13 protein-coding genes are annotated in these 14490 nt (G+C 68.4%); all 13 read left to right on the top strand.

The genetic code is table 11. The features are described from left to right. The first annotated feature begins 5 nt into the window (after window positions 1-5). The 13 genes from AC3FJ6_RS08770 (at window position 6) to AC3FJ6_RS08710 (ending at window position 14103) form a co-directional block, all read left to right on the top strand. The gene (locus tag AC3FJ6_RS08770) at window positions 6-686 is read left to right on the top strand and encodes an SDR family oxidoreductase (RefSeq protein ID WP_400392438.1); all 681 of its coding nucleotides are present in this window, start codon (window positions 6-8) and stop codon (window positions 684-686) included. 12 nt (window positions 687-698) lie between these two features. Next, window positions 699-1829, top strand: a complete 1131-nt coding sequence (locus tag AC3FJ6_RS08765; RefSeq protein ID WP_488771534.1) for an acyl-CoA dehydrogenase family protein — start codon at window positions 699-701, stop codon at window positions 1827-1829. 51 nt (window positions 1830-1880) lie between these two features. Next, a complete protein-coding gene (locus AC3FJ6_RS08760; protein WP_400392444.1) occupies window positions 1881-2540 on the top strand; it encodes a 2-hydroxychromene-2-carboxylate isomerase in 660 nt (219 codons plus the stop codon). Then, window positions 2537-3223: an HAD family hydrolase gene (locus AC3FJ6_RS08755; RefSeq protein ID WP_488771533.1), complete on the top strand. Its 687-nt coding sequence runs from the start codon at window positions 2537-2539 to the stop codon at window positions 3221-3223. The genes AC3FJ6_RS08760 and AC3FJ6_RS08755 overlap by 4 nt, the downstream gene beginning before the upstream one ends. Next, window positions 3220-3654, top strand: coding sequence for a YchJ family metal-binding protein (locus AC3FJ6_RS08750; RefSeq protein WP_488771532.1), 435 nt, complete (start codon window positions 3220-3222; stop codon window positions 3652-3654). The genes AC3FJ6_RS08755 and AC3FJ6_RS08750 overlap by 4 nt, the downstream gene beginning before the upstream one ends. Before the next feature lie 70 nt (window positions 3655-3724). Beyond that, window positions 3725-5332 carry a carboxyl transferase domain-containing protein gene (locus tag AC3FJ6_RS08745; protein WP_400392452.1) on the top strand — a complete coding sequence of 536 codons (1608 nt, stop codon included), beginning with the start codon at window positions 3725-3727 and terminating at the stop codon, window positions 5330-5332. Between the two features lie 46 nt (window positions 5333-5378). Further along, on the top strand, window positions 5379-6305 hold the full coding sequence (locus AC3FJ6_RS08740) for a dienelactone hydrolase family protein (protein ID WP_488771531.1): 927 nt from the start codon (window positions 5379-5381) through the stop codon (window positions 6303-6305). Window positions 6306-6328: 23 nt separating this feature from the next. Continuing rightward, window positions 6329-7117 carry an enoyl-CoA hydratase/isomerase family protein gene (locus tag AC3FJ6_RS08735; RefSeq protein WP_153946135.1) on the top strand — a complete coding sequence of 263 codons (789 nt, stop codon included), beginning with the start codon at window positions 6329-6331 and terminating at the stop codon, window positions 7115-7117. 463 nt (window positions 7118-7580) lie between these two features. Further along, entirely contained in the window at window positions 7581-8951 is a 1371-nt protein-coding gene (bioA, locus tag AC3FJ6_RS08730; RefSeq protein WP_488771850.1) for an adenosylmethionine--8-amino-7-oxononanoate transaminase, read from the top strand. Further along, window positions 8941-10161 carry an 8-amino-7-oxononanoate synthase gene (gene bioF / locus AC3FJ6_RS08725; protein WP_488771530.1) on the top strand — a complete coding sequence of 407 codons (1221 nt, stop codon included), beginning with the start codon at window positions 8941-8943 and terminating at the stop codon, window positions 10159-10161. Before bioA ends, bioF begins: the two co-directional genes overlap by 11 nt. Beyond that, window positions 10158-10907 carry a dethiobiotin synthase gene (bioD, locus tag AC3FJ6_RS08720; protein ID WP_488771529.1) on the top strand — a complete coding sequence of 250 codons (750 nt, stop codon included), beginning with the start codon at window positions 10158-10160 and terminating at the stop codon, window positions 10905-10907. The genes bioF and bioD overlap by 4 nt, the downstream gene beginning before the upstream one ends. Before the next feature lie 37 nt (window positions 10908-10944). Continuing rightward, on the top strand, window positions 10945-11985 hold the full coding sequence (gene bioB / locus AC3FJ6_RS08715; RefSeq protein ID WP_153946131.1) for a biotin synthase BioB: 1041 nt from the start codon (window positions 10945-10947) through the stop codon (window positions 11983-11985). Between the two features lie 66 nt (window positions 11986-12051). Then, the gene (locus tag AC3FJ6_RS08710) at window positions 12052-14103 is read left to right on the top strand and encodes an acetyl/propionyl/methylcrotonyl-CoA carboxylase subunit alpha (protein WP_400394560.1); all 2052 of its coding nucleotides are present in this window, start codon (window positions 12052-12054) and stop codon (window positions 14101-14103) included. The last annotated feature ends 387 nt before the right edge of the window (window positions 14104-14490 follow it).

The raw sequence follows: 14490 nt of genomic DNA, 5'->3' as shown, positions 1-14490 counted from the left end.
TCGCCATGCCTGCCGCGCTCATCCTTGGTGCTTCCCGGGGTCTCGGCCTTGAATTCGTCCGGCAGTACCGTGCCGATGGCTGGCGCGTGGTGGCTGCCGCGCGCAGTGCCGACGGCGTGGCGGCGCTCAAGGCGCTGGGCGCCGAAGCCCACCAGCTTGACCTGACCGACGCCGGTGCGGTGGCGGGGCTGGGCTGGAAGCTCGATGGCGAGTCCTTCGACGTGGCGATCTACAACGCCGGCGTGATCGGCCCGCGCACCGAGGGCGCGCAGCCCATCGCGCAGCCGGAGTTCGATGCCGTGATGCACACCAACGTGCTGGGACCGATGATGGCGCTGCCGCTGCTGCTGCCGTTCGTCGAGACCGGCAACCACGGCCGGGGCGGCGTGCTGGCCGTCCTGTCGTCGAAGATGGGCAGTATCGGCGGCATGGACAGCAATGGCGCGTGGATGTACCGCGTCAGCAAGGCGGCGGCCAACGCGGTGCTCAAGGGCGTGTCGCTGGACGCCCGCCACGCGATCTGCGTGGCGCTGCATCCGGGCTGGGTGCAGACCGACATGGGCGGCCCGAACGCCGACCTGACCCCGCAGCAGAGCGTGGCTGGCATGCGCCGCACGCTGGCTGGCCTGACGCACAACGACAACGGCAGCTTCCACAACTACGATGGCACGACCATCCCCTGGTAAGGACCGACGCTCATGCTGCTGACCCCCGAGCAGGAAATGATCCGCGACGCCGTGCGGCAGTTCGCGCAGGAAGTCATCGCGCCGCAGGCGGCCCAGTGGGACCGCGACAAGACCTTCCCCAAGGACGTGCACAAGGAACTGGCCCGCCTGGGCGCCTACGGCGTGGCGGTGCCCGAGGAACTGGGCGGCGCGGGGCTCGACTACCTGTCGCTGGCGCTGATCCTGGAAGAGATCGCGGCCGGCGACGGCGGCACGTCCACCGTCATCAGCGTCAACAACTGCCCGGTCTGCAGCATGCTGATGGCCTTCGCCAACGACGCGCAGAAGCAGCGTTGGCTGGTGCCGCTGGCCCGTGGCGAGATGCTGGGCGCGTTCTGCCTGACCGAGCCGCATGTGGGCTCCGATGCCTCGGCGCTGCGCACCACGGCCACGCGCGATGGCGATCACTACGTGCTGAACGGCGTGAAGCAGTTCATCACCAGCGGCAAGCATGCCGACGTGGCGATCGTGATGGCCGTGACCGACAAGGCGGCCGGCAAGCGCGGCATCAGCGCCTTCCTGGTGCCGACCAGCACGCCGGGCTACATCGTCGCCCGTCTGGAAGACAAGCTCGGACAGCATTCGTCCGATACGGCGCAGATCGTGTTCGAGGACTGCCGCATTCCGGCCGACTGCCTGCTGGGCGAGGAAGGCGCCGGCTACAAGATGGCGCTGTCGGGGCTGGAAGGCGGCCGTATCGGCATCGCGTCGCAGAGCATCGGCATGGCGCGCGCCGCGTTCGACGCGGCACTGGCCTATGCCAAGGAGCGCGAGAGCTTCGGCCAGCCGCTGTTCCAGCACCAGGCCGTGCAGTTCCGCCTGGCCGACATGGCCACCCGGATCGACGTGGCACGGCAGATGGTGTGGCACGCGGCATCGCTCAAGGACGCCGGCCGGCCGTGCCTGAAGGAGGCCGCCATGGCCAAGCTGTTCGCCAGTGAAATGGCCGAGCGCGTCTGCTCGGATGCCATCCAGGTGTTCGGCGGCTACGGCTATGTGAACGATTTCCCGGTCGAACGGATCTATCGGGATGTGCGGGTGTGCCAGATCTACGAAGGCACCAGCGACATCCAGAAGATTCTGATCGCCCGCGCGCTTGGATGACAGACCAGCCGTTCCCCCAAACCGTCGCCCCCTGAACCGGAGCCACCCGCGATGACCGCACCGATCGATTTCTACTTCGACTTTTCCTCGCCCTACGGCTACTTCGCCAGCACCCGCATCGACGAACTGGCCCAGAAGTATGGCCGGGGCGTGATGTGGCATCCGGTGCTGCTGGGCGTGGTGTTCAAGACCACCGGCTCGTCGCCGCTGCCGTCGATTCCGCTCAAGGGCGAGTACTGCTGGCGCGATTTCGAGCGCACCGCGCAGTTCCACGGCATCGAGTACAAGCGCCCGACGCACTTCCCGCTACCGACGCAGCACGCCGCCCGCGCCATGCTGTGGCTGCAGAACCACCACGGCGCCGACCTGGCGGCCGCCTTTGCCAAGGCGGTGTACCGCGCGCTGTTCGTCGACGACCTGAACATCGCGGAGCCGGCCGAACTGGCAAAGCTGGCCGAGGCGCTGGGCGTCGATCCGGTGGCGATGAACGAAGGCGCCACGAGCTACCCGATCAAGGACCAGCTCAAGGCCGAGATCGACGTGGCGATGGCCAAGGGCGTGTTTGGCTCGCCGTTCGTGATCATCGACGGCGAACCGTTCTGGGGCTTCGACCGTTTCGACCAGATCGAGGCCCACCTGAAAAGCCGGCGGCAGACCGAACTGCGCGCCGTCGGCGGCAACGAACTCAACAAGGAAAAGAAACCCGCATGACCGCAGCAAACCAGGTCGCACGCTTCGATTGCGTGATCTTCGACTGTGACGGCGTGCTCGTCGACAGCGAGCCGATCGTCCATCGCGTGCTGAACCGCGTGCTCAACGAACTTGGCATCGAGATCACGCTGGAGGAATCGATGAAGTGGTTCCTCGGCCGCGCGGTGCGCGACGAGCTTGGCAATATCGAGGCGCGGCTCGGCAAGCCGCTGCCGCGCAACTTCCTGTCCGAATGGTTCGTCCGGCGCGATGCCGCGCTGATCGAGGAACTGGAAGCGGTGCCGCATATCCGCCAGACGATCGAGGCGATCAAGGCAAGCGGCCTGCCGGTGTGCGTGGCATCGGGCGCGGACCGCATCAAGGTCAAGCTCCAGCTGACGCATACCGACCTGCTGGGGCTGTTCGTCGATCCGCACGACCAGCGCGAGCACATCTTCTCGGCCACCGAAGTGGAGCACAGCAAGCCCGCGCCGGACGTCTACCTGCTGGCCGCACGCACGATGGGCGTGGAACCGTCGCGCTGCGCCGTGGTGGAAGACAGCCCCACCGGCGCCACCGCCGGCGTGGCCGCGGGCATGACCGTGTTCGGCTATGCCGCGCGCACCGACGCCGACGAACTCCGGGCGGCGGGCGTAAAGACCATCTTCACCGACATGCGCGACCTGCCGGAGCTGATCGCATGACAAGGAAACGCCAGTCCGGTGCCGGCGTGGAGCCTTGCCCCTGCGGCAACGGCGCCTACGCCACATGCTGTGGCCGCTTTCATCGCGGCGAGGCGGTGCCGCCCACGGCCGAGGCGCTGATGCGCTCGCGCTACAGCGCCTATGTGCTGGGCGACGAAAGCTGGCTGCGCCAGACCTGGCATGTGTCGACATGTCCGCAGGACCTGTCCGCCGATGCCGGCACGCGCTGGCTTGGGCTGACGGTGAAGTCCCACGCGCAGCAGGACGACACGCATGCCACGGTGGCCTTCGTGGCGCGCTACAAGGTGGGCGGGCGCGCGTACCGGCTGGAAGAGCTGAGCCGCTTCGTCTTCGAGCCGCGCGAGCCCGGCACCCCGGCCCGCTGGCTCTACGTGGATGGCGACCTGAAGGAACAGGAAGGAAAGGAATGACGTGCGGCGCCCGCGCGGCGCACGTTACCGGCTGAACTGGCACGACAAGCAAGAGAACACAGGAAGAGACATGCCCACGCTGGAAACCAAACTGAACGCACGCTCGGAATCGTTCAAGGCCAATGCCGAGGCCATGCAGGCGCTGGTGGCCGACCTCAGGCAGAAGATCGCCAGGCTGGCCGAAGGCGGCGGCGAGGATGCCCGCGCCAAGCACCTGGGGCGTGGCAAGCTGCTGCCGCGCGACCGCGTGCAGCAACTGCTCGATCCGGGCACGCCGTTCCTGGAGCTGTCGCAACTGGCCGCGTACGACATGTACGACAATGCCGCCCCGGGCGCGGGCGTCATCACCGGCATCGGCCGCGTGGCCGGGCAGGAGTGCGTGATCGTCTGCAACGACGCCACGGTCAAGGGCGGCACCTACTACCCGATGACGGTCAAGAAGCACGTGCGGGCGCAGGAGATCGCCGAGCAGAACAACCTGCCGTGCATCTACCTGGTGGACTCCGGCGGCGCGAACCTGCCGAACCAGGACGACGTGTTCCCCGACCGCGACCACTTCGGCCGCATCTTTTACAACCAGGCGAACCTGTCGGCCAAGGGCATCCCGCAGATCGCCGTGGTGATGGGCTCGTGCACGGCCGGCGGCGCCTACGTGCCGGCGATGAGCGACGAGTCGATCATCGTCAAGAACCAGGGCACGATCTTCCTGGGCGGCCCGCCGCTGGTGAAGGCCGCAACGGGAGAGGAAGTCAGCGCCGAAGACCTGGGCGGCGCCGACGTGCATACGCGGCTGTCCGGCGTGGCCGACTACTTTGCGCAGAATGACCACCATGCGCTGAGCCTGGCCCGCAATATCGTGCAGCACCTGAATCGCCGCAAGCCGGACCAGATCCGCCTGCACGAACCCCAGGAGCCGCTGTACCCGGTGGAAGAACTCTATGGCGTGATCCCCACCGACACGCGCAAGCCGTACGACGTGCGCGAGGTCATCGCGCGCATCGTCGACGCATCGGAATTCGACGAATTCAAGGCGCGCTACGGCACCACGCTGGTCTGCGGCTTCGCACGGATCTGGGGCTACCCGGTGGGCATCATCGCCAACAACGGCATCCTGTTCTCGGAGTCGGCGCTCAAGGGCGCGCACTTCATCGAACTGTGCTGCCAGCGCAAGATCCCGCTGGTGTTCCTGCAGAACATCACCGGCTTCATGGTAGGCCGCAAGTACGAGAACGAAGGCATCGCCCGCAACGGCGCCAAGATGGTGACGGCCGTGGCCACCGCCCAGGTGCCCAAGTTCACGGTCATCATCGGCGGCTCGTTCGGCGCCGGCAACTACGGCATGTGCGGCCGCGCCTATTCGCCACGCTTCCTGTGGATGTGGCCGAACGCGCGCATCTCGGTGATGGGCGGCGAGCAGGCGGCCAGCGTGCTGGCCACGGTGCGCCGCGACGGTATCGAAGCGAAGGGCGGCCAGTGGAGCGCCGACGACGAAGAAGCGTTCAAGGCGCCGATCCGCGACCAGTACGAGCGCCAGGGGCATCCGTACTACGCCAGCGCGCGGCTCTGGGACGATGGCGTCATCGACCCGGCGCAGACGCGCACCGTGCTGGGCCTTGGTCTTTCCGCCAGCCTCAATGCGCCGATCGGCGACATGAAGTTCGGCGTGTTCCGCATGTAGTTTTTTATTGGCTGATCGGTTTTTTTCTGGAAGGTTGGTTGTTGTCATGTCCCGAGTTGTCCCCACCACCTGCCGCGCAGTGGTTGCGCTGGTCGCGCTGGCCTTCACCGTCGGGTGCGGCCCGGCCATCGCGCAGGTGGCGATGCCGGCGCAGTCGGTCGAGCAGGTGGTGATGGTGCCGAAGGTGGGAATGGACGCCACCGTCGACCTGGAAACCACGATCTTCCGCCCGGCCGGCGAGGGTCCGTTTCCGATGGTGGTGATCAACCACGGCAAGGCGCCGGGCAAGCCCGTGTTCCAGGGCCGTGCGCGCTTTGCGGCGCAGACCGCCGAGTTCGTGCGGCGCGGCTATGTGGTGGCGCTGCCGATGCGGCAGGGGTTTTCCAAGTCGGGCGGCCAGTACGTGGGCGGCAGTTGCGACGTGCGCCGCAACGGCATGATGCAGGCCGAGGATGTGGTGGCCGCGCTGGACTACCTGGTGCAGCAGCCCTATGTTGATGCCACGCGCATCGTCGTTATCGGCCAGTCGCATGGCGGGCTGTCGACCATGGCGCTGTCGGCCATCGGCTACCCCGGCGTGGTGGGTGTGGTCAATTTCGCGGGCGGCCTGCGCAACGACAACTGCGTGGGCTGGGAGAACAACCTGATCGACGCGTTCGGGGATTACGGGCGCGGGGCGCGCTATCCGTCGCTGTGGATCTACGGCGACAACGACAGCTACTGGCCGTGGCCGCTGCCCGAGCGCATGTTCAACAGCTACAAGGCCAACGCGAGCGGGGCGGCAAAGGATGCGCGCTTCGTCGATGTGGGCGAGTTCGACGGCGATTCGCACCGCCTGTTCAGCAACCGCGCGGGCGTGGCGGTGTGGCTGCCCGAGGTGGACGCGTTCTTCCGGCAGCTGGGTTTGCCGTTCGACGAAATACCCGAACGGACCCAGCCCGCCAGATCGAAGACCGCCGGCCAGACATCCTGACAATCGAAGAACCCGGAGGAGACATGCAATTCACGACGCTTTCAGTGACCGCCGAGCGCCATATCGCCACGGTCACGCTGAACCGGCCCGATGTCCGCAATGCGTTCAACGAGACGGTCATCGCCGAACTGACCGGCGCCTTCCGGGCGCTGGGCGACACCCCCGAGGTGCGCGCAATCGTGCTGACCGGCAACGGCCCGGCCTTCTGCGCCGGCGCCGATCTGAACTGGATGAAGAAGATGGCCGGCTACTCGGACGACGAGAACCGTGCCGATGCGCTGACGCTGGCGCAGATGCTCCACACGGTCTGGGTCTGCCCCAAGCCGGTGATCGCGCGCGTGCAGGGTGACACCTACGCCGGCGGCATGGGCCTGGTGGCCGCCTGCGACATCGCGGTGGCGTCGGCCACGGCCAACTTCTGCCTGTCCGAGGCGAAGCTGGGCCTGCTGCCGGCCACGATCAGCCCGTATGTGATCCGCGCGATGGGCGAGCAGGCCGCGCGCCGCTACTTCATCACGGCCGAGCGGTTCGATGCCGCCGAGGCGCTGCGCCTGGGCTTCCTGCACGCGGTGGTGCCGCCGCAGGACCTGGACGAAAAAGTGGCCGAGATTGCCGCCACGCTTGCCGGCAACAGCCCCAACGCCGTGCGCGAAAGCAAACGACTGGTGCAGGAAGTGGCGGGGCGCGAGATCGACAGCGACCTGCTGGCCGACACCGCCAACCGCATCGCCGCCATCCGCGCGTCGGAAGAAGGGCGCGAAGGCGTACGGTCGTTCCTGGAAAAGCGCGCCCCATCGTGGAAGCCGCAGTAGGGGGATGGCGGATCTGCTCCCCTCTCCCACTTGTGGGAGAGGGGTTGGGGGAGAGGGTGAGCCGCGCAAGATTCGACGGTGGCAATTTGAACCGCAATGCCCTCTCCCCCGCCCCTCTCCCGCTGTGCGGGAGAGGGGAGAACGCCAGCAGCGTTTCATCGTCACATTTTTTAACCCCCATTTACCAGACGTTACCCGCGAGAAGCAGGATTCCAGGTGCCATGCGCGGCACGGCAGCCAGCAACATCGCGCTATTTCGCTCAACCTGACGCCAACGCGCTGACAGCGCCTGGTTTGCCAAGACAAGACGGACCTTCCTAACATGAGCCTCCCCAATCCGCCCGCAGCCCCAGCGCGTCCCGGCCTTGCCGTGACCGGCGCCGGCATGGGCGGACCTGGCAATCAAAGGAGGGTCCCCTTGACACATCCTGTCCCCAATCCCGCCGGCGTAGCAGCCGATGACATGACGCTCGCGGCACGCAGCCAGCGGGCTGTCTGGCATCCGTGCACGCGCCTGCGCCCCGATGCGGCCGCCAACGAGCCGCCGCTGGCCATCGCCCGTGGCGAAGGGCCGTGGCTGATCGATGCCAATGGCCGCCGCTATTTCGACGCCATCAGCTCGTGGTGGGTCAACCTGTTCGGCCACGCCAACCCGGCCATCAACGCCGCGCTGGTCGCGCAGCTGAACACGCTCGAACACGTGATGCTGGCCGGCTGCACCCACGCGCCGGCCGTGGAACTGGCCGAACGGCTCGAAGCATTGACCGGCGGCGTGCTGGGCAACGCGTTCTATGCGTCCGATGGCGCCTCCGCAGTGGAAATCGCGCTCAAGATGAGCTTCCACTACTGGCGCAACACGGGCCTGTCGGCCAAGCGCGAATTCGTGTGCCTGCGCCATGGCTACCACGGCGAAACCGTGGGCGCGCTGGCCGTGACCGACGTGGAGATCTTCCGCGACGCCTACGACCCGCTCACGCGCCGCGCCCATGTGGTGATGTCGCCCGATGCGCGGCAGGCCGGTCGTGGCGAATCGGCCGCCGACGTGGCCCGGCGCGCACTGGCCGAACTGGAAACCCTGCTGCGCGAGCGTGCCGGCCAGATTGCCGCGCTGATCGTCGAGCCGCTGGTGCAGGGCGCCGCCGGCATGGCGATGTACGACCCGTCGTACCTGGAAGGCGCCCGCGCGCTGTGCGACCGCTACCGCGTGCACCTGATCGCCGACGAGATCGCTGTAGGTTGCGGCCGCACCGGCACGTTCTTCGCCTGGGAGCAGGCCCGCGACGGCGATCCGGTTCCGGCGCATGCCTGGCCCGACTTCCTGTGCCTGTCCAAGGGCATTACGGGCGGCTACCTGCCGCTGTCGCTGGTGCTGTCGCGCCCGGAAATCCAGCGGGCCTTCGTGGCCGACGACATCGCGCGCAGCTTCCTGCATTCGCACTCGTACACGGGCAATCCGCTGGCCTGCCGCGCCGCGCTGGCCACGCTGGACCTGTTCGATGACGACGACGTGCTGGCCCGCAACCGCGAGCGCGCGCAATGGCTGGCTGACGCGATGGCCGGCATTGCCGCCGATCCCCGCGTGTCCCATGTGCGGCAGCGCGGCATGATCTGGGCCGCCGATATCGAACCGGAGGCGGCCGGCACCGACTTTGCCGCGCGCTTCCACCTGGCTGCGCGCGAACGCGGCGTGCTGGCGCGGCCCATCGGCAATACGCTGTACGTGATGCCGCCCTACGTGTTCGACGCCGCGCTGGCCAACTGGCTCGGCACGCAACTGCTGGACACGCTGCAGGCAGTGCTGGCACCCGCCGAGGAGGCCCGCCATGCTGCTTGAGCACCTGAAACGCGCCGCCGCCGAGCGCGAAGCGCAGTCGCTGACGCGCCGCCGCCGCATCGCGCATACGGCCTGCGCCCCGCACCAGTCGGTCGGGGCCGTCGGCGCCACGCCCACGCCGCTGCTGACCTTCTGCAGCAACGACTACCTGGGTCTGGCCAATCACGCGTCCATCGCCCACGCGCTGGCCGAAGGCGCGCACCGCTACGGCGCCGGCAGCGGCGCCTCGCACCTGGTCAGCGGCCACTCGCTGGCGCACGCCGCGCTGGAACACGTGCTCGCGCGCTGGCTGGCGCCCTATATCCCGCAGGCGCAGGCGCTGTACTTCTGCACCGGCTACATGGCCAACCTGGCGGTGCTGACGTCGCTGGGCACGGCCGAGGCCACGCTGTTCTGCGAGTCGCTCAACCATGCGTCGCTGATCGATGGCGCGCGGCTGGCCCGTGCCGACGTGCAGCGATATCCGCACGGCGACACCCAGGCACTCGATGCGCTGCTGCAGGCAAGCCAGAGCAAGCTGAAGCTGATCGTCACCGACAGCGTGTTCAGCATGGACGGCGACCTCGCGCCGCTGGCCGCGCTGCTGGCACTGGCCGAGCGCCACGACGCCTGGATCATCGTCGACGATGCGCACGGCTTCGGCGTGCTGGGCGACAACGGCCACGGCGTGCTGGAGCATCTTGGCCTGCGCTCGGAACGGCTGATCTATATCGGCACGCTGGGCAAGGCCGCCGGGGTGGGCGGTGCCTTCGTGGCGGCGCACGAGACCGTCATCGAACATCTGGTCAACACGGCGCGTCCGTACATCTATACGACGGCCGCGCCGCCGGCCGTGGCGCACGCGCTGCTGACCAGCCTGGAAATCATCGCCGGCGACGAAGGGCGCAGCCGCCGGGCGCACCTGGCCGGACTGATCGCGCAATTGCGCCAGGGGCTGGCGACGGTGGCCGCGCAGGCCGGCTGGACGCTGGGCGACAGCGATACCGCGATCCAGCCGCTGATCGTCGGCGACAACGCCGCATCCTTGGCGCTGTCGGCGGCGCTGGAAGCCGATGGCATCCGCGTGGGCGCGATCCGGCCGCCTACGGTGCCGGCCGGCACGGCACGGCTGCGCATCACGCTGTCGGCCTCGCATACGGCCGCCGACGTGACGCGCCTGCTCGACGCCATCGCGCGCGCCATGCCGCGCCGGCACAAGGAGGCCGCATGATCGCCAACAAGCCTGAACGCTTTGCCTGCTTCGTCACGGGCACCGATACCGGCGTGGGCAAGACCCACGCCACCGCCACGCTGCTGCACGCCCTGTACGGGGCCGGCTACAGCACGGTGGGCATGAAGCCCGTGGCGGCCGGCGGCGAGTGGCTCGACGACCGCTGGCAGAACGACGATGTCGATCAGCTGCGCGCGGCGGGCTCGGTGATCGTGCCGCAGGAAGAGATGTGCCCGTTCTTCTTCCGCACGCCGGCATCGCCGCACCTGGCCGCCGCGCTGGAAGGCGAGCGCATCACGCGCGGGCCGATCCGCGCCGCGTTCGATTCGCTGTGCACCAAGGCCGATGCGGTGGTGGTGGAGGGCGTGGGCGGCTTTGTCGTGCCGCTGGACGTGGGCGCGGTGCGGTGGAATACCGCCGACCTGGCCGTGATGCTGGACCTGCCCGTGATCCTGGTGGTGGGGGTGCGGCTGGGCTGCCTCAGCCACGCCATGCTGACCGCCGAGGCGGTGCGCGCACGTGGCCTGAAGCTGGCCGGCTGGATCGCCAACCGCATCGACCCCGACATGCTGCTGCTCACCGAGAACATCGTCACGCTGCAGGACGCGCTGGACGCACCGATGCTGGGCGAGCTGCCCTGGCAAGTGGCGCCGGCCGTCGCCGCCCAACACCTGGACCTTGCGCCGCTGCTGGCCAGCATGCCGCCGGTTGCACCGTCCAGCCTCGCCGCGCCGCGTCACGCCTGACCCGCGCATCGTGAAACCGAATACGTATTCCCAGAACATGACCCAAATCGCTGAAACCCAAACCGTCGCCACCATCTCCGCCGAAGCACTGCGCCAGTCGGCCCGCAACATCGCCGCCGCCGCGCCCCGGGAGGGCGACGCCTGGCGCGTGGACGACGTGGCCGCGCTGTTTGCGCTGCCGTTCAACGACCTGCTGTTCCGTGCGCAGCAGGTGCATCGCGAGAACTTCGACGCCAACACGGTCCAGCTGTCCACGCTGCTGTCGATCAAGACCGGCGGCTGCGAGGAAGATTGCGGCTACTGCCCGCAGAGCGCGCACCATGACGCCGGCGTGACGGCCGAGAAGCTGATGGACCTGGAGGCCGTGCTCGATGCTGCCAAGGCAGCCAAGGCCAACGGCGCCACGCGGTTCTGCATGGGCGCCGCCTGGCGCAGCCCGAAGGACCGCCATCTGGAGCCCGTGATCGACATGGTGCGCGAGGTGAAGGCAATGGGCCTGGAAACCTGCGTGACGCTGGGCATGCTCAAGGCCGAACAGGCGCAGCGCCTGAAGGACGCGGGCCTGGACTACTACAACCACAACCTCGATACGTCGCCCGAGTTCTACGGCAAGATCATCACCACGCGCACGTACCAGGACCGCCTGGACACCATCGGCCATGTGCGCGATGCGGGCATCAACGTCTGCTGCGGCGGCATCGTGGGCATGGGCGAAGCGCGCGAGGCGCGGGCCGGCCTGATCGCGCAGCTGGCCAACATGGACCCGTACCCCGAGTCGGTGCCCATCAACAACCTGGTGCAGGTGGAGGGCACGCCGCTGGCGGGCACCGAAGCCCTGGACCCGTTCGAGTTCGTACGCACGATCGCCGTGGCACGCATCACGATGCCGCGCGCGATGGTGCGCCTGTCCGCCGGCCGCGAGGCCATGGACGAAGCGTTGCAGGCGCTGTGCTTCATGGCCGGCGCCAATTCCATTTTCTATGGCGAGAAGCTGCTGACGACCGGCAACCCGCAAGCCGAGCGCGACCGCGCCCTGCTGGCACGTCTCGATATCCGCACCGAAGGTTACGCGGGGTAAGCGACGTACAACCTGCCGATCCGAAGGAGCCTGGCTCGCCTTGACCCGGAGACAAAGGGAGGAGCCATGTTCAACAAGATCCTGATCGCCAACCGTGGCGAGATTGCCTGCCGTGTGGCGGCCACGTGCCGCCGGCTCGGCATTCGTACGGTGGCCGTCTATTCCGACGCCGATGCCGACGCGCGTCACGTCGCGTTCTGCGACGAAGCGGTGCATATCGGCGGTGCGGCCGCGCGCGACAGCTACCTGCGCGCGGACCACATCATCGAGATGGCGAAGGAGACCGGCGCCCAGGCCATCCACCCGGGCTATGGCTTCCTGTCGGAGAACGAGGACTTCGCGCGCGCCTGCGCCGAGGCCGGGCTGGTGTTCATCGGCCCGCCGGCGGATGCCATCCATGCGATGGGCAGCAAGAGCGCGGCCAAGCAGCTGATGGAAAAGGCCGCGGTGCCGCTGGTGCCCGGCTATCACGGCGAAGACCAGGATGCGGCGCTGCTGCGGCGCGAGGCCGACCGCATCGGCTATCCGGTGCTGCTCAAGGCCAGCGCCGGCGGCGGTGGCAAGGGCATGCGCGTGGTGGAGGCGGGTGACGGCTTCGAGGCCGCGCTGGCGTCGGTCAAGCGCGAGGCGTCGGCCAGCTTTGGCGACGACAAGGTGCTGGTCGAGAAATACCTGACGCGCCCGCGCCATATCGAAATCCAGGTGTTCGCCGACACGCAGGGCAACTGCGTCTACCTGTTCGAGCGCGACTGCTCGGTGCAGCGCCGCCATCAGAAGGTGCTCGAAGAAGCGCCGGCCCCCGGCATGACCGAAGAACGCCGCCGCGCGATGGGCGAAGCCGCCGTGGCCGCCGCGCGCGCCGTGGGCTACGTGGGCGCCGGCACCGTGGAGTTCATCGCCAACCAGGACGGTTCGTTCTACTTCATGGAGATGAACACGCGCCTGCAGGTGGAACACCCGGTCACCGAGATGATCACCGGCCAGGATCTCGTCGAATGGCAGTTGCGCGTGGCGGCCGGCGAGCCGCTGCCGCTGTCGCAGGACCAACTGAAGATCGACGGCCACGCGCTGGAGGCGCGTATCTACGCCGAGAACCCGGACAAGGGCTTCCTGCCTTCGACGGGCACGCTGCGCTTCCTGCGCACACCGCCGGCCGTGCAGTTCATGCGCGGCGGCGACGCCCATGGCCCGGCCGGCGTGCGGATCGACGCCGGCGTGCGCGAGGGCGACACCATCAGCCCGTTCTACGACCCGATGATCGCCAAGCTGATCGTCTGGGGCCGCGATCGCGACGAGGCGCTGTCGCGCATGGCGCAGGCGCTGGCCCACTATCACGTGGTGGGCCTGTCCACCAACGTGGCGTTCCTGCAGCGGCTGGTCAAGTCCGAGGCCTTCCGTACCGCCGATCTCGATACGGGCCTGATCGAGCGCAACCAGACCGTGCTGTTCCCGCCGCAGAAGTCGGTCGGCATCGAGGCCATTGCACTGGCCGTGGCGGCGCTGCTCGAACGCGAGACGCGCGAGCGCCGCGTGGACGAGGCCGACCGGCACTCGCCCTGGACCCACGCCGGCGGCTGGCGCCTGAACGCGCGCGACGTGCGCACGCTGTACTTCGAGGGCGCCGGCCACAAGCTGGAAGTGGTACTCAAGGGCGATGCGCGCGCGATACCGGATCAGCGCCGCAACACGCTGATCTACGCCGACCAGGCCGCACCGTTCGCCTACACCTTCAACGCCGACGACATCCGCGTGGATCTGGGTACGCGCCGCACGCACGGCCAGGTGCACCTGGAGGGCGACACCTTCCACGTGTTCCACGCGGGCCGCCATACGGTGCTGGAGTGGCTCGATCCGCTGTCCCACGCCGGAGAAGCCGAGGGCGAGGGCGGCAAGCTGACCGCGCCAATGCCGGGCAAGGTCATCGCCGTGATGGTGGAGCCCGGTAGCAAGGTCACGCGCGGCACACCGCTGCTGGTGATGGAGGCCATGAAGATGGAACACACCATCGCCGCCCCGGCCGACGGCGTGGTCAGCGAGGTGCTCTACGGCGTGGGCGAACAGGTGACCGAGGGCGCCCAGCTGCTGGCGTTCGCGCAGGCGGAAGACGCGACTGCCTGACGGTTTGCTGCCCTCGCGCAGGCGGAAGACGTTGCTGCCTGACGCTTTGCTCCCCTCTCCCGCCTGGCGGGAGAGGGGCCGGGGGAGAGGGCGCGGCGGTGCAAAAGTCGACAAGCCGGCAAGCAGCGCCTCGATGCCCTCTCCCCCCACCCCTCTCCCATTGCATGGGAGAGGGGAGCAAAACCGCCGGTCTCGTGCGCATCGGAGCAGTGACCGAGGGCGCCCAGCTGCTGGCGTTGGCGCAGGCGAATGACGCGACTGCCTGACGGTTTGCTCCCCTCTCCCGCCAGGCGGGAGAGGGGCCGGGGGAGAGGGCGCGGCGGTGCAAAAGTCGACAAGTCGGCAAGCAGCGCCTCGACGCCCTCTCCCCGCTCGCATTGCATGGGA

The sequence above is a fragment of the Cupriavidus sp. 94F1 genome (genome assembly GCF_057798875.1).
Note: the sequence above shows the minus strand (reverse complement) of the source record. Positions and strands in the feature narration are given on the sequence as shown.